General features: G+C 41.9%; 14 protein-coding genes. 9 read left to right on the forward strand and 5 right to left on the reverse strand.

Annotated features, from left to right (window positions below; translation table 11 throughout):
- Window positions 1-154 precede the first annotated feature (154 nt).
- On the reverse strand, window positions 155-1,051 hold the full coding sequence (locus AN389_RS13920; protein WP_055016366.1) for a LysR family transcriptional regulator: 897 nt from the start codon (window positions 1,049-1,051) through the stop codon (window positions 155-157).
- Window positions 1,052-1,223: 172 nt separating this feature from the next.
- Here AN389_RS13920 and AN389_RS13925 point away from each other — a divergent pair, with 172 nt between their 5' ends.
- Window positions 1,224-2,561 (forward strand): MATE family efflux transporter, encoded by a 1,338-nt coding sequence (locus AN389_RS13925; protein ID WP_055020068.1) that lies wholly within the window; start codon window positions 1,224-1,226, stop codon window positions 2,559-2,561.
- A 166-nt stretch (window positions 2,562-2,727) separates the two neighbouring features.
- The gene (locus tag AN389_RS13930) at window positions 2,728-3,255 is read left to right on the forward strand and encodes an acyloxyacyl hydrolase (protein WP_055020069.1); all 528 of its coding nucleotides are present in this window, start codon (window positions 2,728-2,730) and stop codon (window positions 3,253-3,255) included.
- Between the two features lie 16 nt (window positions 3,256-3,271).
- On the opposite strand, the gene AN389_RS13935 is transcribed toward AN389_RS13930, so the two are convergent.
- From AN389_RS13935 to AN389_RS20600, 4 genes are all read right to left on the reverse strand, one after another.
- Entirely contained in the window at window positions 3,272-4,339 is a 1,068-nt protein-coding gene (locus AN389_RS13935; protein WP_055020070.1) for a cytochrome-c peroxidase, read from the reverse strand.
- Window positions 4,332-7,010 (reverse strand): TonB-dependent receptor plug domain-containing protein, encoded by a 2,679-nt coding sequence (locus AN389_RS13940; RefSeq protein ID WP_055018442.1) that lies wholly within the window; start codon window positions 7,008-7,010, stop codon window positions 4,332-4,334. Before AN389_RS13940 ends, AN389_RS13935 begins: the two co-directional genes overlap by 8 nt.
- Before the next feature lie 16 nt (window positions 7,011-7,026).
- Window positions 7,027-9,771 (reverse strand): cadherin-like domain-containing protein, encoded by a 2,745-nt coding sequence (locus AN389_RS13945; RefSeq protein ID WP_055020071.1) that lies wholly within the window; start codon window positions 9,769-9,771, stop codon window positions 7,027-7,029.
- Window positions 9,772-9,965: 194 nt separating this feature from the next.
- Window positions 9,966-10,658, reverse strand: a complete 693-nt coding sequence (locus tag AN389_RS20600; protein ID WP_082430566.1) for a hypothetical protein — start codon at window positions 10,656-10,658, stop codon at window positions 9,966-9,968.
- A gap of 152 nt (window positions 10,659-10,810) precedes the next feature.
- Between AN389_RS20600 and AN389_RS13960 the strand changes: the two genes are divergently transcribed.
- From AN389_RS13960 to AN389_RS13990, 7 genes are all read left to right on the forward strand, one after another.
- Window positions 10,811-12,172, forward strand: coding sequence for a TolC family protein (locus tag AN389_RS13960; protein ID WP_055016359.1), 1,362 nt, complete (start codon window positions 10,811-10,813; stop codon window positions 12,170-12,172).
- Window positions 12,169-13,314 carry an efflux RND transporter periplasmic adaptor subunit gene (locus AN389_RS13965; protein WP_055020073.1) on the forward strand — a complete coding sequence of 382 codons (1,146 nt, stop codon included), beginning with the start codon at window positions 12,169-12,171 and terminating at the stop codon, window positions 13,312-13,314. Before AN389_RS13960 ends, AN389_RS13965 begins: the two co-directional genes overlap by 4 nt.
- Window positions 13,314-16,499 carry an efflux RND transporter permease subunit gene (locus tag AN389_RS13970; RefSeq protein ID WP_055020074.1) on the forward strand — a complete coding sequence of 1,062 codons (3,186 nt, stop codon included), beginning with the start codon at window positions 13,314-13,316 and terminating at the stop codon, window positions 16,497-16,499. Before AN389_RS13965 ends, AN389_RS13970 begins: the two co-directional genes overlap by 1 nt.
- Window positions 16,499-17,182: a response regulator transcription factor gene (locus tag AN389_RS13975; RefSeq protein ID WP_055018439.1), complete on the forward strand. Its 684-nt coding sequence runs from the start codon at window positions 16,499-16,501 to the stop codon at window positions 17,180-17,182. The genes AN389_RS13970 and AN389_RS13975 overlap by 1 nt, the downstream gene beginning before the upstream one ends.
- The gene (locus AN389_RS13980; protein WP_055020075.1) at window positions 17,179-18,465 is read left to right on the forward strand and encodes a HAMP domain-containing sensor histidine kinase; all 1,287 of its coding nucleotides are present in this window, start codon (window positions 17,179-17,181) and stop codon (window positions 18,463-18,465) included. The genes AN389_RS13975 and AN389_RS13980 overlap by 4 nt, the downstream gene beginning before the upstream one ends.
- Before the next feature lie 210 nt (window positions 18,466-18,675).
- On the forward strand, window positions 18,676-19,134 hold the full coding sequence (locus AN389_RS13985) for a hypothetical protein (protein WP_055020076.1): 459 nt from the start codon (window positions 18,676-18,678) through the stop codon (window positions 19,132-19,134).
- A 76-nt stretch (window positions 19,135-19,210) separates the two neighbouring features.
- On the forward strand, window positions 19,211-19,555 hold the full coding sequence (locus tag AN389_RS13990) for a PDZ domain-containing protein (RefSeq protein WP_055020077.1): 345 nt from the start codon (window positions 19,211-19,213) through the stop codon (window positions 19,553-19,555).
- Window positions 19,556-19,672 lie beyond the last annotated feature (117 nt).

The raw sequence follows: 19,672 nt of genomic DNA on the forward strand, positions 1-19,672 counted from the left end.
TAATTCAATAAAATCACACCATTAAATAGCTCATCTGACTACACATGTGAGCCACTGCTTTATTAGCCTAATATTTAACCTAATAAACATTTTATATGTAAAGTTTAGGCATAAAAAAACGCACAGGTGTGCGTTTTTATTTTTAATTAAATAATTATATTTTTTCCCAGTAGGGTTCGTCACCAAAGTAGCCACTAAAGTAGTCTATAAAAGCCCTAACTTTTGGTGCTAATAAGCGTGAGCTTGGATAAACGCTCCAAATAGCGGTGTCGGATGCAAGTGGGTAGTCTTGTAAAATTTGTACCAGCTCACCACTTTGTAGTTTTTTATAGGCACACCAGCTCGACATTAACGTAATACCTAAGCCTTGCACGCACGCGTCGCGCACTGCTTCACCGTTGTCAGCTTGTAATACATTATTGGTTTTAATGTTTTGTGTGCCCTCGGGTGTAATAAACGACCATGTCGTTAAACCATGTAAATTAACACAGGTATGATTTTTTAAATCTTGCGGTGTTGTTGGGGTGCCGTGTTTTGCAAGGTAATTGGGCGATGCGCAAATTAAGCGTTTATCGCGAGCGATTTTTCGGGCTATAAGGGTTGAATCATTAAGAGCAGCGTCACGTATTGCTATATCAAACCCGCCGCCGACCATATCAATGATGCTATCACTTAAACGTAAATCAATAGTGAGGTCGGGGTATTGCTCAATAAATCCAGCCAATGCAGGAATAATATGCATACGCCCGAACGAAGCAGGGGCGGTAATGCGCAATTTTCCTTGTGGCGTTACGCTGCCAATTCCTACCGAGGCGCGCGCCATTTCTACATTGGCAAGGACTTCCTCGGCATGGGGTAAAAAAGCTTGGCCTTCTTCGGTTAGCGATACTTTTCGGGTTGTACGATGAATAAGTTTAACGCCGAGCGTTTCTTCAAGCTTATTTATTTGTGCACTAGAAACTGCAGCCGACAAACCTAACTCCTTGCCAGCTAAGCTAATATTGTGCGTGGTTGCGATTCTGACAAACAGGTTTAAATGGGCAATATTCATTATCAAATTTTTCAATAAACTGATTATTTAAACAACTATATTATCAATGGTTAGTTGTGTAAATATACTAGTGGCTTATTCATTGTGACTTTTCCTGTGGCGCTTACTATAAGCGCCTTTTTTTTCGGTATTTTTCTCGTTTAAATTTTTAAGTTTAGAGTGAGCCTGCCTTATGAACCGTAATAAATCATTACTATTAAAGCATTTATTTAAGCAAACTTGGCCTATGTTAGTTGGCTTGTTTTCTATTATGGGGAGCCAGCTGGTTGATAGTATTTTTATTGCTAAGCTAGGCGCTGAGCCGCTCGCTGTAGTTGCCTTTAGTATTGCTATTTTTCAGGTAATTGTGGGAGTACAAGTAGGCTTAGGTATTGCGGCAACTGCAACTATTTCCACAGCACTTGGAGAAAATAAAGTTAACTACGCACGCTACCTAGGTAGCTTAATTGTGGTTATTGGCACCGCAATAGTCACGCTATTGTGCTTGGCGCTGTGGCTTTTTCAGCAGTATATTATTTTAGCGCTGGGTGCAACGCCTTCTTTATTTAATTTAACCGAGCTTTACTGGCTACCTTGGCTAATAAGCTGCTGGCTTGGCGCGCTTCTTTATTTTGGTTACAGCATTTGCCGCGCTCATAACGAAACCTTATTACCAGGGCGAATTATGGTGCTAACCAGCGTGTTAAATATAGCGCTCGATCCATTGTTTATGTTTACTTTTGATATGGGTTTAGCGGGTGCTGCATGGGCAAGCTGTGTTGCTTTTGCAATAGGCTTAATCGTGGTGTTTTGCACGCTTATTAAACGAGAACTGCTAACTTTTGGCGTTTTAAAAAATCGTACCGAGCAGGCAATAAAAGCCATTGCAAAAATGATGGCACCGGCCTTACTTTCACAGTTTATTCCGCCTATTTCAGCCATGATAGTAACTGCACTTATTGCCGCATATGGTGGGTTTGCTGTAGCTGCGTGGGGGCTTGCAAACCGTATTGAATATATTGCGATTATTTTAATTTTAGCGCTTACCATGGCACTGCCGCCTATTGTTGGAAATTTAAAAGGGCGGGGGGAGCTTAGGCAAATATTAAGCGTAGTAAAACTTGCGTGCGGCTTTGTAATTGGCATACAAATTTTATTAGCAGTTATTATGCTAGGCATAGCTAATCCACTTGCACATGTGCTTAGCAATAATAGTGAAATTGTTGCTAACCTGACAGATTACTTTGTTTTTGTGCCCCTGAGTTATGCAGCTTTAGGTGTGTGTATGATCACAGTATCGGTATGTAACGCGCTGGGGTTTCCAACAACGGCCTTATTTATCTCCATATTGCGACTATTTTTGTGTTACCTACCGCTACTTTGGTTAGGCTCGTATTTTTACGGTTTAACAGGGTTATTTATCGGTATGGCATGCGGCAATACCTTGTCGGGTATTGTGGGTTGGCAGCTATTTAAGCAGCAATATAAGCGGTTAACAACGCATGTTGGCGAGCGCTCAATTACTGTTTAATTATCAATATATTGAAGAAAGTTATTCCACTTAAATTGCAATTATCAAAATAGTTAAATGCAATTACTATGCACCTCATTGAATCATTGCTTTATCTATAGCAGCCGAATGTGCTGTGTTTAGGTCAAGCAATTGCAATAAAAAAGAGCTGCTTGAGGTGAATAACATGAAACTTTATAAATTGTTTTTAATAGCTATAACGCTATACGCAGGCGCTGCAACGGCTGCACAAAATTACTTTTCGATGAGCTACATACAAGGTGAAGGAGACGTGCGAGGGGTTAAGGTGGCTTATCAATATGCCTTAGATTACCAAATAGAAGGCTTTGAAGAGCTAGAGATTTACCTAGAAGCCAATGCCAACTTTTTTGAATACTATGACCCAAAACGCTACGACGCTAATTTAGGTTTATCGCTCTCGCCTGTAATTTTTTATCCTATTGGCAGTATTGCTGGAAACCGGGTTTTTGCCGAGTTTGGTATTGGCTTAAGCCTATTAGACGACACTAAATTTGCGGGTAAAAACATAAGCACCCATTATCAATTTGAAGACCGCCTAGGCATTGCCATGAAATTTGGTGAGGCTGAGCAACACAGCGTGTCGCTCAAGTATTTTCATTATTCAAACGCAGGTATTAAAAAGCCCAACCCTGGCCTTGATTTCATATCGCTAAGCTACTCACGCGCACTTTAAGTGAGTAAATCAGCGCTTATAATATACGTAAAAATGCCACGAGATCGGCTTGTTCTTGCTTAGTTAAATTAAGCTTTATAAGCAGGTCGGTGGTTTTGGGGAAGTGTGGGTCGTTTAGTTGGCTTTTTCGTGGTCGCGGTCTTACTCCACCATGGTTGTATAAGGCGACAATACCGGCTAAATCATCAAATAAGCCGTTATGCATCCACGGAAATGTTTGCATTAAACCTAAAAGCGACGGCGTTCTAAATTGGCCTATATGCTCAGGGTTTTGGGTGGCATCATAGCGGCCTTTATCTTCAAAACGGCGGCCATAATAATGCAGCCCCGTACCATGGAATTGGTTGTCGCTGAGCAGCGGGCCATTATGGCAGGTCATGCATTTGGCTTTCGTTCTGAAAAGGTGCAGACCATTTAGTTCACTATCACTCAAGCTATTAATTGCGTGTTGTGGGTTTTTATTAAGCTGCGTTAAAAACGTTTTATAGCGGCTACTTGGCGCGGCTAATGTTCGCTCAAATGCAACTAAGGCTTTTGCCATTTGCTCTGTGGTTAACGTGCTGCTATTAAAAGCGCTTTTGTTAAATGCATGGTAGCTTTTGTCTTTATTTACTCGCGCTAAAGCTATCTTTGGGTCTAAGTCCATTTCAATAGGGTTTGCTATGGGCATTAGTGCTTGTTGCTCTGCGGTGCTGGCGCGACCATCCCAAAAAAAACTTTGCCATTGATCTATACCAAAAATAGCGGGAGTATTACGCGTACCTACTTGATCGTCAATGCCTATGGCGGTTGTGCGGCCATCATGAAAGCCTTTATCGCGTTCATGGCAGGTGGCACAACTAATGGTATTATTACGCGAGAGCTGCACATCATGAAAAAGCTTATCGCCTAACGCAACGTGTTCAGGTTTAGGCGAGGCTACAGGCAAAAGCGACATGGGCTCTACACGTCTGCCATCACTGGTTTGTATAGCAGGCCAATGTGCTTGGCCTTTGCTATACAGTGAGCGTAAATCGTTACTACTTGCTGATTTGGCATTTAAGCTAAATGAGCACAATACAAAAATGCTTAATAACCTAATCATAGTTATAGCTAACTCCTAGCCAAAACATACGCCCAGGCTCAATACCCGATGCACCTTCGTTTACTGTGTAAGTACGTGCATTTAATAAGTTAGAAATATCTGCTCTTATTTCAACTGACTGGGTTTTTGTCAGGTTGTGGCTATAGCGTAGGCTTAGGCCTAGCATGGTTCTGGCACGAACTTCTTGTTCTTCGTATACATCAACAAGTGTTGACTCTACAGGGCAATTTGCACAGCTTTGTTCAAGGCTTATGCTTTCGCTTGCGCCGGTACTCACTGCGCTGGTGTAGCTATCACTAAAGGTTACGTTAAGGCCTGTGCTTAATGAATTGCTCCAATCAACATTCCAACCTAGTGCACCGGTTATCGGAGTGCCAAAGTTTGTACGAATTTGCTCAAGCTGCCCAAGTGTTACAAGCTCGCTGCTGCCACTTGCATTTACGTAGTAAACAAGTTCATCAAGAGGGGTGTTTTCAGCCGTGGCATTGTAGTCGTCGTTAGAGACTTTGTTTTCAGCGTAGGAGGCGTTAGCCCATAATGAATGGCTACCAAATTGTGCGCTCCACGAAATAGAATAACGCTCTGAGCTGCCATCGCCTTCGTTGGTCATACGGATATATTTATAACCATCGCTAGCAGCTTCTTCATCGGTAACCTGAGAGAATTGCTGATGCTTTTTACGTTTTACATATCTGAGCGATACATTGCCCGCTTTTTCAAATGAATGGGCAATACCTAGCGCGAGTTCATCATCGTACGGGGTGTTTACATCATCAAAGCGGTATTTAAACGCCCCAGTATAGTTAGAAGGCAACCACCCTTGAAGGTAACCGTTTTCAATTGGGCGGTATTCTCGGTATGAAAAACGCTGTTGTTCTTTGACTTTATAACCAATAATAGCTGAATCGTAATAGCGATTAACGCCTGCGCTAATAATAGTGCGGTTGTTGTTAAAAACATCGTAACCCAGCGATATACGTGGTGCAATATTATGATTTGCTAAAAAGTCATCATATTCGTAGCGCATACCTAAATTGAGGCTTAGCTGACCTAGTGTGATGCTATCGGTAGCATAAAATGAGGCACGATTAAGTGTTACATTTATATACTCTGCAGGGGTAACTAAACGGCCATTAAAATACTGTGCTGTTGCGGTTACATTATTTGTATAAGCGCTAATGTGCGCTTGATTATTAAAATCAATTTCGCCACCAAGTTGCGCTGCAAGTTCGTCAATAGAAATAGTGGTTTGCAGCGCTTGGCAATCAAGCGTATAACCACTGCAATTAAGAGGTGTGCTAGCGCTAGACCAAATAATAGGCGAATCGTAGCTGTAGCTATTTTGTATGCGTTCGCGTTCTACTTCTTGGCGAATAAGTTCAATACCGGCTTTTATACGGTGCTCAGTGCCAGCAAACTCCAGCGTTTTAAAATCAAGAGTGTTTTTCCAGCTGGTGGTGTATTGGGTATTATCAAGCGCGCCGTATCCCCCTTGGCGAGAATAACGTGTTTGTGCATCACCTTGGTCGGCGTATTGCCCCCAATCTTTCCCTTTGGCTTGTAGCCAGCTATAAAAGTGCGCAGGGCCTTCTCGGCTGCTGTCACTCATACTAAAATTAAGATTACTGTGCCACGATGCAAAGTCAAAATGCTCGGTTAATGCCGCAACGGCGCCAATAGCCCCGCCTTCTAAATGAAAGTCACTGTCTTTGGCATCCGTAATAAAATTATCAACTTCGTAGGGGGAGTACATTAGTGTTAAATCTAATGCATCTACCCAGCCATTTCGGTAGCCATACTTCACAATCGCATTTATGTTTGTTCTGCTTTGCGTTTTTACTTCCCCTAGCGATAAATCGCTGATGTCGCTGGTTAAGTAACTAACACTCATCATTACGCCATGGCGCTTATTTATTTGTTTATTAGCACGCAGGTTATAGCTAATTTTTTCGTATTTAGGCTCTTCAAGCGTACTTTGGTCAACATTTTGCTGTGAACTATCTTGATCGGCCTCTATAAAATGATAACTCCCCCAGCTACTTTGATTCCCCCGCACGCCAAAACTAAAACTGTCGTTTGCAAATACGCTTTTGGTTTTACTATCAACAATACCACCCGAAAAACCACCAAATTCAGCCGGAATGTTATGGTCGTAAACAGTAATAGATTCAACTACATCGGAGTTTACGTTCATACTTTGCACGCCACCCGATACATCGTCTGATGAAGAGCTTAATCGGCTGCTACTGGCTGGGTCTATGCGGTTATTGTAATTTAACCCATCTAACGAAAACCCTGTTTGCCAAGGTTGCGCCCCTGAGATTGATATTTCCGGCGCGCTGATCTCAGCTAAGCTACCAATAGAGTAGGCTTCGTTACTTAGCTGTACACCAGGGAGCAATGCAATTAGCTCATTTATATCGCCATTGCCTTTAGGTGTGGCGTTTATAAAATCACGATTTAAGTAAGAACGCCCAATAACTTCGGGTACTTCAATGCCTATGTACTGGCCTTTTACTTCAATGTGCTCAAGTGCTTCACAGCGCTCTTTTTGCTCATCTTTAAGTTCGTTACATGGCTGTGGTTTTGGCTCGGTCTGCTGTTGCTGCTCTGCGGCGTATACACCCTGAGAAAGCAAAAGCAGACACGCGAGGGTAGTCGGTGTCTGCATTTATTACGGCTCTTAGTTAAATACCTAGTGGGGTAGTGTCTTCGCTATCAATTACGCCATCGTTATCGGCGTCTTGGTCGGCAATTAACCCAGCTAAGGCTATGTCTTCATCGCTGGCGTTAGGTAAAAAGAAGTTAGGTAGGCCGTCGTGGTCGGTATCTACGCTTGCTATCGCTATGCCTCTAAAGTCATCGCGAGAGGCGACTAAGTTGGTCAAGCCTATGTAAAGCTCAAGCTGATCGGCCTCGCCATTAACCCCGTTACTAATTAAGCTTTGTGCTTTGCTAATATCGTTAATTAACGTAAAACTGTTAACTAAGTCTTCCATATTGTCGGCAATAATTGTATCGGCAAAGCCCAAAATAAGAGGCTCAAGCGCATTTAAAAGCGTGCTAGCTTGTGTTTTTGCATTACTATAATTTGCTGAAAAGTCGCTAATGTTCGCTGCGTTTGAACCCATACTTGAAAGCATAGAATAACGTTCAAATTCACCTGTTTGAGCTTCTTCTAAGCCAATTACTTCGGCTTTAACAGCGGCTAAAATAGTTTCTAGCTGATCGCTTGTTAATGCATTTAGCTCAGGGGTTATTTCAGTAATCGCATCATTTAAAGTGGTACTTGCCAGTGATGTTTGGTTTGCATTAACTAAGTAACCTAAAGTTTCTAAGCGGGCTTCAAATCTGTCTTCGGTATCTTCATCTAGTGCAATGTAGCTAAGTAGTTGATTGTGTACACCAGCTACTTGCTCCGATAAGCCGCCTTTAATAAGCGATACTATTACTTGGTTATGCGCTGTAATTGATGAGTTATTACTTAGCGTGCGTATATCGCCATCATTAAGCGTATTAAGCATGCTTAAGCATTTATTAGCGGCATTTGCTGTATCGCCACCGACCTGCGCAGTTAAATCAACTAACAATTTACAGCCCTTTGAACCGGTTAAAAACGTGGTTGATGACTCTTTGCTAATGTATTCATCAGAGGCTAAAAAGTCGCCCGCATAGGTAAATATTTGCTGTGCTAAGTCGTTTCTGCCGGCTTCACTTAAAATTAGGCCTGTGCCTGGGACGTTATCAAGTTCGGTAAGTGCTCTAAAAAATTCGTTGTAATCACCATTTTCAGTAAAAAAGCTGCGAGCTTGTGCTGCGGCACTCGTTATATCTTCACCAGCAAGTAGGCGGTTAGCTATATTAAAACCATACACTTGTTCTAGCGCGTTATTTATATCGGTTTCGCTGTCTGACAGCGTTATTGCAGGGTTTTCGTCGCTTTGATATAAGCCTTCAATTAAGCCTGCTAAAAATTGAATCGGGTAGGTGTAGTTATCTAAAGTAGCGGCGCTATATGGCGATGCAGAATAGGCATAATTACTATCAAAACCAGTAGAGCCATACATAGCAAGTACTTGGTTAGTGTAATCTTTTGCCGCTTCAAATTCGCCAGCTCTATAAAGATATTGCGCAGCCCATGCCCCGTGCAACGTTTTGTATTGCTCGTATGGTTGGCCTTCGTATTCGCCGCTACGTACCAGTCTGTAACCCGCTTTTACCGCAAGTTGCGCGTAGTTATTGGCAAGTAATTTAGCTTGTGTTAAATCGCTTTCATCTAAGCTTTGTGCATAGCTTTGTAGGGCATCATCTATTGATAAGCGTACGCCATTTAAAAAGTAGCCATAGCTTGATGTGTACTCGTCTTCGCGTACTTGCTCAGCGTATAACGAAATTGTGTTTAACAAATTACTTGCTTGTGAGACTTGATCGGCGCCTAGATAGCTTTTTACTAAAGAGTAAAGCGCTGATGCGTCTGATGAGGCAATATTATCGAAGCCTTTATCAGCTAAGTATTGGTTGTAGGCCGCCACCGCTTGGTCGCGGTAATCGTTTGCTTGTTCTGTTTGGCCTATTTCATCAAGTGCTTGCGCTACACCTTTTAGTGCCGAAGAACGTGCTGTTTGCTCGTTTATTAGTGCTAAATAGTCGTTAGCAGTATCTAAAAATCCTGCACGCGCATAGGCGGCAGCTTGTGTTGCGTATATATCGTAACGAGACAGTTCATCAGCAATATTGGCGCTTAGCTCATCAGCTTGTTTTAAGTGAGATAGGCTAGAGCTGTAGTAATAATTAAGTTTGTCTTCGTTAGTTACATAAGAAGGGCTTAACGAAATAATTGCAGTTAACGGCTCGCTAATTAGGCCATCGGTGTAACTAATTTCAAATTGCTCATCAATGCTGCTTAGCGTTTGTGCTTCATAGGTAAATTCACCTGTGGTGCTATTTATGCTCATTACGCCATTACTCGGTGGTGTAATTAAGCTAATAGTTACGGTGTCACCATCTAAATCTTGCGTAGTAATAATCCCTTGCGTGGTGGTTGAAGAGGTAACAAACACATTAGTGGTTAGTAGCTGCGGCGCATCATTAACATTTTCTACGCTAAAACGTACCACAACATTTGCGGTTAAGCTGCCATCGCTTGCGCTAATAGTTGCGCTATCTTCGCCATAGTAATTACTAAAAGGCGTATATGTAAATTCACCATTTGCTTCTACTGCTATAGTGCCGTTACTAGGAGCATTAGCCAGTGTGTAGCTAAGAGCATCGTCGTCGGTGGCTGTTACTTGAGCAGTAAATGAAGTGTCTTCGTTTACAGTAAAGCTTAAATTAGGTTGTGCAAACTGCGGGGCTGTATTGCCAGAGCCGCCTCCACAGCCAGCTAAAGCAAGGGCGCATAGTATTGGGGTAAACTTAATTAGCTTGTTCATTATTGTTAACATAGAAAGTTAATGATGTTGCGAATGATAACGTATATCAATTAGATTTAAAAGTTTAATCTCCTTTTGTATTATAAATAGGTAATATTAGCTGGTGGTTTAAAATGTTCCTAAAAAGCAAAACCCTGTTATTAACAGGGCTTTATTATGAGTAAAATAGGAGGTTAGTAAGAGAGGAAGAGTTATTAGTTTAAGTCGCTAATGATAAGAAGCGGAAAATTTTTAACTGAACGAGGTTGCCAATTATTATAGCTAATATTGCTAATTCCAAAATAGTTAAGCACTTTAGGTGAGTACGTCCAACCACGAGCACGTTGCTTTATGGCAGCACTGCGTAAATTGGGTTTTAACCCAACAGTGAGTAAGTCGTGATTTACGTTTAATTTGTAGTAGAGAGCTTTTTCGCGCAGGCTTGCTTTATTAATGACCTCATCGTAATGAGCACGTAATTCTTTCCATTTTTGGCTTTTTTGAGGCTCTTTTAATTGCTTTACCATGGCATCAATATCACTATCTAACCACTTTGCTGAAGCTGCATCACCATGCCATCCAATAATTGCACCGGGCTCTATTATAGTTGGGTGCCCAGCAAGTAATACATAATTAGCACACGACGAAAAACAAAACTGCTTTATATTTACGGTTAATTTATGCGCCAAAATTAGCTCAGCTAAATCCATCCCTAAATCAATATTTCCGCCACCGCTGGTAATAGTAAAAGTATGAATAGTGGGATTGTTTTTTAACAACTCAGCTGCCGTATTGTTATTTTGTTGGTTGATTTGACCACTATAAATAAGCGTTTTATCGTTTAAGGTGACTTTAGCCTGTAATAAAGTAGGAAGTATTAAAAAAAGAGTAAAAATTAATTTTAGCATGTGAGATGTGTATAAGGATTTTTGCCAAAGCCTACGTAAATTGACAGAACGTGGCAAATATTAATTTATCTAAAGTAGTTAACCCCTTTTAACCCACTCTTAACCCTTGGCCTAATAAACTGTGTGCAATGATGTAAATTAGGCACAGTTAAATGGTTTATTTTAAAAAGCGTTCAACAGTTTTATTGCTTGCATTTAGCTGCACGCTTGCTGCGTGTAGTAGCCAGCCAAGTTATACAGGTAATAGCACCGAGCAGTCTCTAAAGCAGCATACAAATTGGCAATACACTCAAGAAGATGCAATCAAGGTAAGTTATATTACCGATTTAGTGAATATAGCGGGGCTTGATTCCCTTATTGAGCAAGCCATTGCAAATAACCCGTCGTTTAATCAAGTGCATGTGGCGCTAAAACTTGCTTATGCACAGCGTGATGTAACCGCAGCAAGCCAATGGTTTAGCATCAATGCCGACTTTGACGCTCAGCGCAACGAAACAACCGGCACACAGTACAGCTCATCGCTAGGGGTTAGCTGGGAAGCCGACGTATGGCAAAAAATTGCTGATAACGTTGCCGCGCAAGACATGACCATAGCTAGTAATCAGGCCACTTACCAAAGCGCTAAAGACACCTTAGTAGCCAGCGTGATACGCACGTATTTAAATATTATTTTGCAGCAAGATTTACTCAACATAGAGCAGCAGCGTTTAACGGTTTTAGAAAATAACGAGCAAAGTATTGTTGAGCGTTACCAATACGGTTTAGGTGATTTAGAAGCCCTTGATACCGCGCGTACAAATACCGCCTCAACTAGAGCCACTATTGCCGATTACCAAGAGCAAATAGCGCAAGCAAAACGCGCTTTAGTATTATTAGTGGGCGTTGATAAACTTGAAAACTTACCATCTAGCGCTGTTTTACCTGAGGTTATGGAGCCGCTAAGTGCATTACCAGAGCAAGATTTAGCGCGTCGCCCCGACTTACAAAGTGCTTATTATAATATTCAATCTAAGCGTTATTTAGTGGATGTAGCTTATAAAGATTTACTCCCTAGCATTACGCTTTCGGCATCACTTAGTGATTTAGCAACCACACCCAGCAAAGCGTTATTAACCAGCCCAGTATGGAACTTACTAGGCAGTTTAAGTGCGCCGTTGTTTCAAGGTGGCGCATTGCGTGCACAAGTTGATATTGCAAAACTAAATGCCGAACAAGCGTTTTGGGAATACCAAGACACCTTATTAAGCGCTGTAAACGAAGTAGAAAACGCACTAGGGCAAGAGCAATCATTAACACAGCAGCAGCTTCAAATCAGTAACGCACTTGCCAGTGCTAAGCGTAGCTATAGCAACTACCAAAGCAAATACCAGCAAGGTTTGGTTGATATTTTAGACCTACTCACTGTGCAGCAGCAGGTGTACGACCTACAAGCTCAGCTTAGCCAAATAAATTACACCCTTTTAACTAACCGTATAGATTTAGGCCTTGCTTTGGGCCTTGGAGCATCGTCATGAAAATTTCGCCAGTACCTGTTGTTGTAACCCTAGTTGCCATTGTTTGCATAGGGCTTGCTATTTCATATAACGGCCAAAAAATGGCGCAGCAAGCAAATGGTCCAAAGCCAGAGCCGGCTAAATCTGTGGCACCCAATGTATCTGTTATAAATGCTGTGCCAAGTACATACCAAGCCTATGTTAGTGGCCACGGTGAGGCTAAAGCACATTGGGCACTTAGCTTAAAAGCACAAGTTAAAGGCGAAATAACGGATATGAGTGAGCAATTTGCCACAGGTAATGTCGTTAAAAAAGGCCAAGTGCTTGCACAAATAGATAACACCGAATACTTACAAGCAGTCGCGAGCGCTAAAGCCACATTGGCAGATGCCAAGCTTGCACTGCAAGAGGAGCAAGACTTAGGAAACCAAGCAAAACGTGAATGGCAGCGCTCGGGCGTTACCCAAGCGCCTAGCTCACCCTTAGTATTTAGAACGCTTCAGCTAGAAGCTGCACAAGCTACGGCCGATAATGCGCAATACGCATTACAAACCGCACAGCGTGATGAAAAAAACACCCATATAAGTGCGCCGTTTGATGCTGTTATTTTATCGCGCGATATAGACCTAGGTACATATGTAAGCATTGGCGATACACTGGCTACATTAAATAGCACCGACAAAGTAGAAATTAGCGTGCCGCTTTCGTTAAGCCAGTGGCAAAACTTAGCAAGCGATAAGTCGGGTGAGGTTATTTTAAGTGATGTAACAACACAAAATCAGTGGCAAGGTTATATAGCTCGCTTTGAGCAACACCTTGATGACAGCTCGCGTCAGCGTACTGTAGTGGTTGCACTAGATAAACCTTTTGAGCAAGCAACACCGTTGTTACCTGGTACTTTTTTAGCGGTGCAAATTGTGGGTAAAACACTTAATAACGTAATTAAATTGCCTGCATCAGCCGTATCGCAAGATGGCTTAATTTGGTACGTAAATGAGCAAAATACGTTAGTAAGTGCTAAAGCGCAAAAACTATTTGAGCGCGGTGATTACGTTTATATCTCTCCTATTGAAGGGCATACCAATTTACGCGTAGTTGCACGCCCGTTAGTGAGCTACCTAAACGAAATGTTAGTAAACCCCGTTGTTGAGGAGATGCCATAATGAGCCCGCATCAAGCACCGCAATTACCTAATAACACTAACCCTTTGCACGGCATTATTAGCTGGTTTGCTAATAACTCAGTGGCCGCCAATTTATTACTCATTAGTGTAATAGTAATGGGGATAATGTCCCTCTCTACTTTGCGTAAAGAGGCGTTTCCAAGTCTTGAGCCGGATACTATTTCTGTATCAGTTGTTTATGACAGTGGTGACGCCCTGCAAGCAGAGGAAGGCATTGCGCTGAAAATAGAAGAAGCCCTTGAAACCGTACCGGGTATTAAGCGTATTACCTCTACATCAGATGCCAGCGGCAGCCATGTAAGCATAGAGAAAAAAACCGACTACTCGCTTGATGAGCTACTCACCGACGTTAAAAACCAAGTAGATGCCATAAACAACTTTCCGGCAGATGCCGAAGAGCCGGTGATCGACAAAGCCCGCAGGCAAGATCACGCATTATCCATACAATTATTTGGTGATGCCGATCGCCATACATTGCAAAGCCTTGGTGAGCAATTAAAAGCTGATTTATTAGCTAAATCAGGCATTAGCGATGTAGAGCAATCAGGCGTGCTTGACCCTATGATGTCGGTAGAAATCGACGAAGGTAAATTACAAGCCTACGGCTTAACCATTAGCGACGTAAGTGAAGTAATTAATAACGAATCATCGAGCCCGCTTTCGACTAGCTTACGCGATAGCAATAAAATTATACGTTTAAAAGCCGCTGACCAAGCTTATTGGCAGCGCGACTTTGCTGATATTGTGTTACTAACAACGCAATCAGGCACACAAATTAAATTAGGTGATGTAGCAACCGTTACCGACACCTTCGCAGAAGATACCAACTCGTTAAGCCGTTACAATCAAAAAAATGCTGTAGGCATTGAAATTTTAATGGATGAAAACAGCGATATAACCACGATTGTTAAGCAAGCTCAAAGTGTAATTGATACGTGGCATGAGCGCGGTTTATTACCACAAAATGTAGAGCTTGAGAGCTGGCAAGATAAAAGCACCATGATCACCGAGCGCCTATCGCTACTTACTAAAAACGCCGTAACCGGTATTATTATGGTGTTTGTAATTTTAGCGATATTTTTAAACGTACGCGTTGCGCTATGGGTAGCAGGCGGCTTACCATTTGTATTTTTTGGCACGCTGTACTTTATGACCGACAGTTACACCGCGCTGACCATAAATGAAATGACCACCTTTGGTTTTATTATGGCACTAGGCATAGTGGTCGACGATGCAGTGGTGGTAGGGGAGAGTATTTATACCACCCGTAAAAAGCATGGCGATACCCTCAATAACACAATTTTAGGCACCATGAAGGTGGCGGTGCCCACCATCTTTGGCGTATTGACCACGGTGGCTGCGTTTGTGGCACTTTCGAATGTATCAGGCAACCTAGGTAAAATTTACGCCCAGTTTGCAACCGTAGTGACTATTTGTTTACTGCTTTCGGTTGTTGAATCAAAACTTATTTTACCGTCGCATTTAGCCCATATTAGCACTAAGCGTCAGTTAAAATCGGGCATAAGCGGCTTGTGGTCTAAGGTGCAGCACGGTGCCGACAGCGGCCTAAATTGGTTTAGCGAAAATGTGTATCGCCGCGTTATTGAATACTCGCTACGCTTTAGGTATGCCGTAGTTGCTGCTTTTATAGCCTTTTTTATCCTGGTTATTGGTATGCCAATGACAGGCGCAGTGAAAGTGGGGTTTTTCCCAAGCATTGCCGGCGATACCGTCAGCGCTGAGCTTGTTATGCAAAACGATGCGGCGTATGGGCAAACTAATAAAAACTTGTTAGCGCTTGAGCAGGCTGCAATTCAAGCTGAGCAAAACTTAATGGATAAGTTTGATTCGCAAGAGAGTGAAATAACCAGCTTACAACTTGTGAGTAGTAGCGATACAAGTGGTACCGTTACGGTTGAATTACTGAACGAAGGCGCCTTTACAGCAAATGAATTTGCACAAGAGTGGCAACGCCTTGCTGGCATGCCAGAGGGCAGTAAAAAACTACAAGTATTAGCCACACGTAAAATGGTTGATAACTTTAAAGTAGAGCTAAAAGCGTGGGATGATGAAACCGTAATGGCTGCAGGCGCATTATTTAAAGAGCGCTTACAAAACACCGCTGGCGTTAATGGCATAGACGATAATTTAAACCCAGGTCAGCCACAGCTTAAATTTACCTTAAGCGCACAAGGGCGCGCTTTAGGTATGAATACGGCGAGCCTATCAGAGCAAGTTTTACAAGCTTTCGGTGGTGCAATTGTACAGCGCTACCAACGCGATAAAGACGAAGTAAAAGTACGTGTACGCTACCCTGAAAATGCCCGTAAAACACCGGCTGATATAATGCAGTCGCGTATTAGATTACCCGATGGCACCGTAGTGCCTTTGGTTAACGTAGCAAATATAAGCAGCGAATATCAACAAGATGAAATAACCCGCATTGATGGCCTACGTGCAATTTACTTAAGTGCGCAAGTTGACAAAAACGTAGTGGCCTCTAATGAGCTGGTTGATAATTTAAGTCGCGATTTAGTTCCTGAGCTTACTAAGCAGTTCCCTAACTTAAGTATTCACTTTGCCGGCGAAGCCGAAGAGCAAGATGAAACTACAGGCTCAATGGGCACTATGTTTATAGCAGCGTTATTAGTTATATACGTATTGCTTGCTATTCCGCTTAAATCTTACATTCAACCTATGTTGATTATGGTGGCGATTCCATTTGGTGTTGTAGGGGCTATTTTAGGCCACTGGTGGAACGACTTAACCATAAGTATACTCTCGTTAAATGGTATTTTGGCGCTAAGCGGGGTAGTCGTAAACGACAGCTTATTACTTGTTTCGCGCTTTAACGAGCTTGTAAAAGATGAGGGCATGAACACCCACGATGCCATTATAGAGTCATGTACAAGCCGTTTACGTGCAGTAATGCTTACCTCTATTACAACCTATGCGGGCTTAGTGCCATTATTGGGCGAAACCTCAATGCAGGCGCAGTTTTTAATCCCTGCTGCGGCATCACTTGGCTATGGTATTTTGTTTGCTACGGTTATTACGTTAATACTTATTCCGGCCTTGCTAATGATTCAAGTTGAGATTAAGCGCTTAATTGCCAATGTGATAGACTTTTTAAGTGGAAAACGCACTCAAGGAGCAACCTCTTAATGATAAACGTACTACTGGTTGAAGACGACATAGACCTGGCAACAACAATTGTTGATTATCTCGATATAGAAGACATTGAGTGTGACCACGCAAGCAACGGCGTTATGGGCTTAAATTTACTGCAAATTAACCACTATCAAATGATTATTTTAGATGTAAACATGCCTAAAATGGACGGCTTAACAATGTGTAGGACATTGCGCGAACAAGGTAAAGATACGCCGGTATTAATGCTCACTGCTCGCGATAGCCTCGATAATAAACTAGAAGGCTTCGATGCTGGTAGCGACGACTACCTAGTAAAACCTTTTGCCATGAAAGAGCTGGTAGCGCGTGTACAAGTATTGGCAAAGCGTAAAAGCGGTGAGGTAAAACGCCTCACCTTAGCTAATTTAAATTTAGATTTAGCAAAGCGCAGTGCCGAGGTGGAGGGGCAAACACTAAAGTTATCGCCTATCGCCTTTAAATTGTTAGAGACCCTAGTACGCGAAGCGCCGCAGCCTGTTACACGCAGCGCTATTATGCAAGCTGTTTGGGGCGAAGAACAGCCTGATAGTAATAGCTTAAAAGTGCATATTTACCATTTGCGTAAGCAGTTAGAAGGGGCATCTAAACAAGTAAAGCTTGAAACCATTCCAAGTGTTGGCTTTGCAATAAAACCAACCCAAGAGCAACCGCAATGAAAATAAGGCCAAGCCTAAGAATTTACTTTTTTGCCAGTATGGTGGTGCTTAGCTCTGCTATGGCCATCGGCTATTCATTTTTAAGTGTAAATTACTTTGTTGATGGCCTTGATAAAGGCTTAAACGGGATAATGCTAAAGCTTACGCAAACAACGCAGGTAAAAGCAGGGGAGCCAAAAGACATAATAGGTTTTACTGTTGCAAGCCGCTGGGAAGATATGCCAAGCATAATTAAACAGCGTTTTTCAAAGCCTACAGAAATAGGCTTACTGCACAAAAGAAAAGATCAGTCGTCGATGTTTACATTGCCTGAGAATCTTTTTTTTGTTGTGTATTATCCAAATGAATTGGGCGAGCCACGTTATGTATCGCGTATTATGCTCGAAAAAGACCGCCCCACGGTCATTGCCAATATAGATCCCGAACAGCGCATGCTATGGATTGTTGTAACGGGCTTGGCAGCTATTGTGTTATTTGCGTTTTTTTTGTTTATGGTAATGAAAAAAATAGCCAAGCCCGTGGAGTCCTTACGAGGGTGGGCTAAATCGTTAAATCAAGCTAATTTACAGCAAACCCCGCCTGATTTTAATTACCATGAGCTTAATGTTTTAGCCACATTAATACGCAGTAGCTTGCTTTCGGCGCACGAAAGCGTAGAGCGCGAACAGCGCTTTTTAAGCTATGCTAGTCACGAGCTGCGTACGCCAATTTCGGTTATTCGCAGCAACGTAGAGCTACTCAACCGTTTAAGCGAAAAAGCCCCGTTGAGCGATAAACAGCAGCTTACACTTAAGCGTATAGAGCGCGCTGGTTTAACCATGAGCGATTTAACCGATACGCTATTATGGCTAAGCCGCAACGAAGATCAGCAAAGTAGCCCTGAGCCTGTAAATCTGAGTGATAAAATAACGAGCCTAAGTAATGAGCTTAATTACCTGCTTAATGCTAAGCACGTTGAGGTGGTTTTAAACACCCAGCAAGAGCGCTTAATTACAACCGACGCTACTGCGTGTCACATTGTACTGACTAACTTAATTCGTAATGCTTATCAGCATACACAAGCGGGCCAAGTACACATTACGCAGCAAGGCAGTAAAATCACTATTGTTAATTGTAGTAAGCAGGACGATGCCCCTAAAGCGAGCGAGCCTTCAGTAAAACCCGCCAGCATAGGGTACGGACTAGGCCTGCAATTAAGTGAAAAAATAATTAAACGCCACGGCTGGGTTTACGATGTAAACGACATGCCAGGGCGCTATGAAGTGGTGGTCGATTTTAGCTAGTTACTTGGTTAATTAGGTTTCAAGTATTGATAACCGCGCTAAAGCTTTTTTATAAAGGGTTAGCGCGGTTTTTTATGTGAAATTAAACATTTGATTAAATAGTATGCGATAGTAGAGTGTAAAACTCGGTATGGGAAATTGCTCTATAGCAATCAGGGCAATCCAGTACAAACTAGTTGCGATTATTGAATGTTTTATTTTAGGAAATGTATGCAGATACTTTTAGTTTTTGTATTACTTTGCCCATTTTGGGTATGTAGTGCTGAAAACACATCGCTTATTATTTCTGAAAATGTACTGAGCTCAGATGAAGCAAACAAATTACACATTCATCGACTAGTTGATGGAAATAGTGAAAATTTGGACGATAGCTGGATAATACTAATGTATCCAGAAGTTGATCAGCAAGGTCAACTAATATCAGAGTTATGCATAAATATTAATAGTGGTCCAAAGAATTTAGCTTCGTTGTGTGCTGCTATAAACAAGTCTGAAATTAGCGGGTTTAATCGTTCTGATTTTGAAATAGGGGAAAGTGTTTCTGTTTCAGCTAATTTTATATACGGTGCAGCTAGTTATACTTTACAAAATGTTTTATTACTTGAAAGCGAAGACTATGAGTCATTCAAAGAGCGATATAATAAACGCGGCGACCCAGAGAATGATTAATAGTCATATATTTAGCAAACAATACAAAAAACGATACCAACATATTTAGTGTTGGCTAACAGGGAGTGTTTATTTTATGTTCAAAATTATAATTATTTTAATATCAATTATTTCTTTTAATGCCTTGGCAGCAGAAGAAGTGAAGCTTGGAGTTGTAGGGAACGTTGGGGCGGATGGCTTTTTTAGCCCAAAAGTAATGTCATTTATTATTGAAGAAGTAAAGCCTAATTCACCCGCTGAAAAAGCAGGGATTATTGCAGGGCAAAAAATTATTTCTATAGAGGGCTGTAAAATTCCGGGCTGCCCTGCCAGTAAAGCAAAAAAATTAATGCGCAAGGAATCAGGGGATATCTTAAAGTTAGTTTTAGAAAATGAGGATGGTAGCCAAGTTCCTTTAAAGGTTCCTATGAATGCTTGGTAAGCCTAATGAGCTTTAAGCGCCGTTAATTGTCGGATGGCGCTGCACTTCCGACCTACGTTTTTAAACGGTTTAAAAGTCTATTAAAAAAGCGGCTTAACGCAACGAAGGTTAAGCCGC

Source organism: Pseudoalteromonas sp. P1-7a (assembly GCF_001401855.1).
Classification (GTDB): domain Bacteria; phylum Pseudomonadota; class Gammaproteobacteria; order Enterobacterales; family Alteromonadaceae; genus Pseudoalteromonas.

Coding starts and splice junctions, on each gene's coding strand:
- AN389_RS13970 (WP_055020074.1), top strand. CDS start 13,314: ATGAGCCCGCATCAAGCACCGCAATTACCTAATAACACTAACCCTTTG.
- AN389_RS13985 (WP_055020076.1), top strand. CDS start 18,676: ATGCAGATACTTTTAGTTTTTGTATTACTTTGCCCATTTTGGGTATGT.
- AN389_RS13945 (WP_055020071.1), bottom strand. CDS start 9,771: ATGAACAAGCTAATTAAGTTTACCCCAATACTATGCGCCCTTGCTTTA.
- AN389_RS13925 (WP_055020068.1), top strand. CDS start 1,224: ATGAACCGTAATAAATCATTACTATTAAAGCATTTATTTAAGCAAACT.
- AN389_RS13920 (WP_055016366.1), bottom strand. CDS start 1,051: ATGAATATTGCCCATTTAAACCTGTTTGTCAGAATCGCAACCACGCAC.
- AN389_RS13960 (WP_055016359.1), top strand. CDS start 10,811: ATGGTTTATTTTAAAAAGCGTTCAACAGTTTTATTGCTTGCATTTAGC.
- AN389_RS13980 (WP_055020075.1), top strand. CDS start 17,179: ATGAAAATAAGGCCAAGCCTAAGAATTTACTTTTTTGCCAGTATGGTG.
- AN389_RS13940 (WP_055018442.1), bottom strand. CDS start 7,010: ATGCAGACACCGACTACCCTCGCGTGTCTGCTTTTGCTTTCTCAGGGT.
- AN389_RS13930 (WP_055020069.1), top strand. CDS start 2,728: ATGAAACTTTATAAATTGTTTTTAATAGCTATAACGCTATACGCAGGC.
- AN389_RS13935 (WP_055020070.1), bottom strand. CDS start 4,339: ATGATTAGGTTATTAAGCATTTTTGTATTGTGCTCATTTAGCTTAAAT.
- AN389_RS13965 (WP_055020073.1), top strand. CDS start 12,169: ATGAAAATTTCGCCAGTACCTGTTGTTGTAACCCTAGTTGCCATTGTT.
- AN389_RS13990 (WP_055020077.1), top strand. CDS start 19,211: ATGTTCAAAATTATAATTATTTTAATATCAATTATTTCTTTTAATGCC.
- AN389_RS13975 (WP_055018439.1), top strand. CDS start 16,499: ATGATAAACGTACTACTGGTTGAAGACGACATAGACCTGGCAACAACA.
- AN389_RS20600 (WP_082430566.1), bottom strand. CDS start 10,658: ATGCTAAAATTAATTTTTACTCTTTTTTTAATACTTCCTACTTTATTA.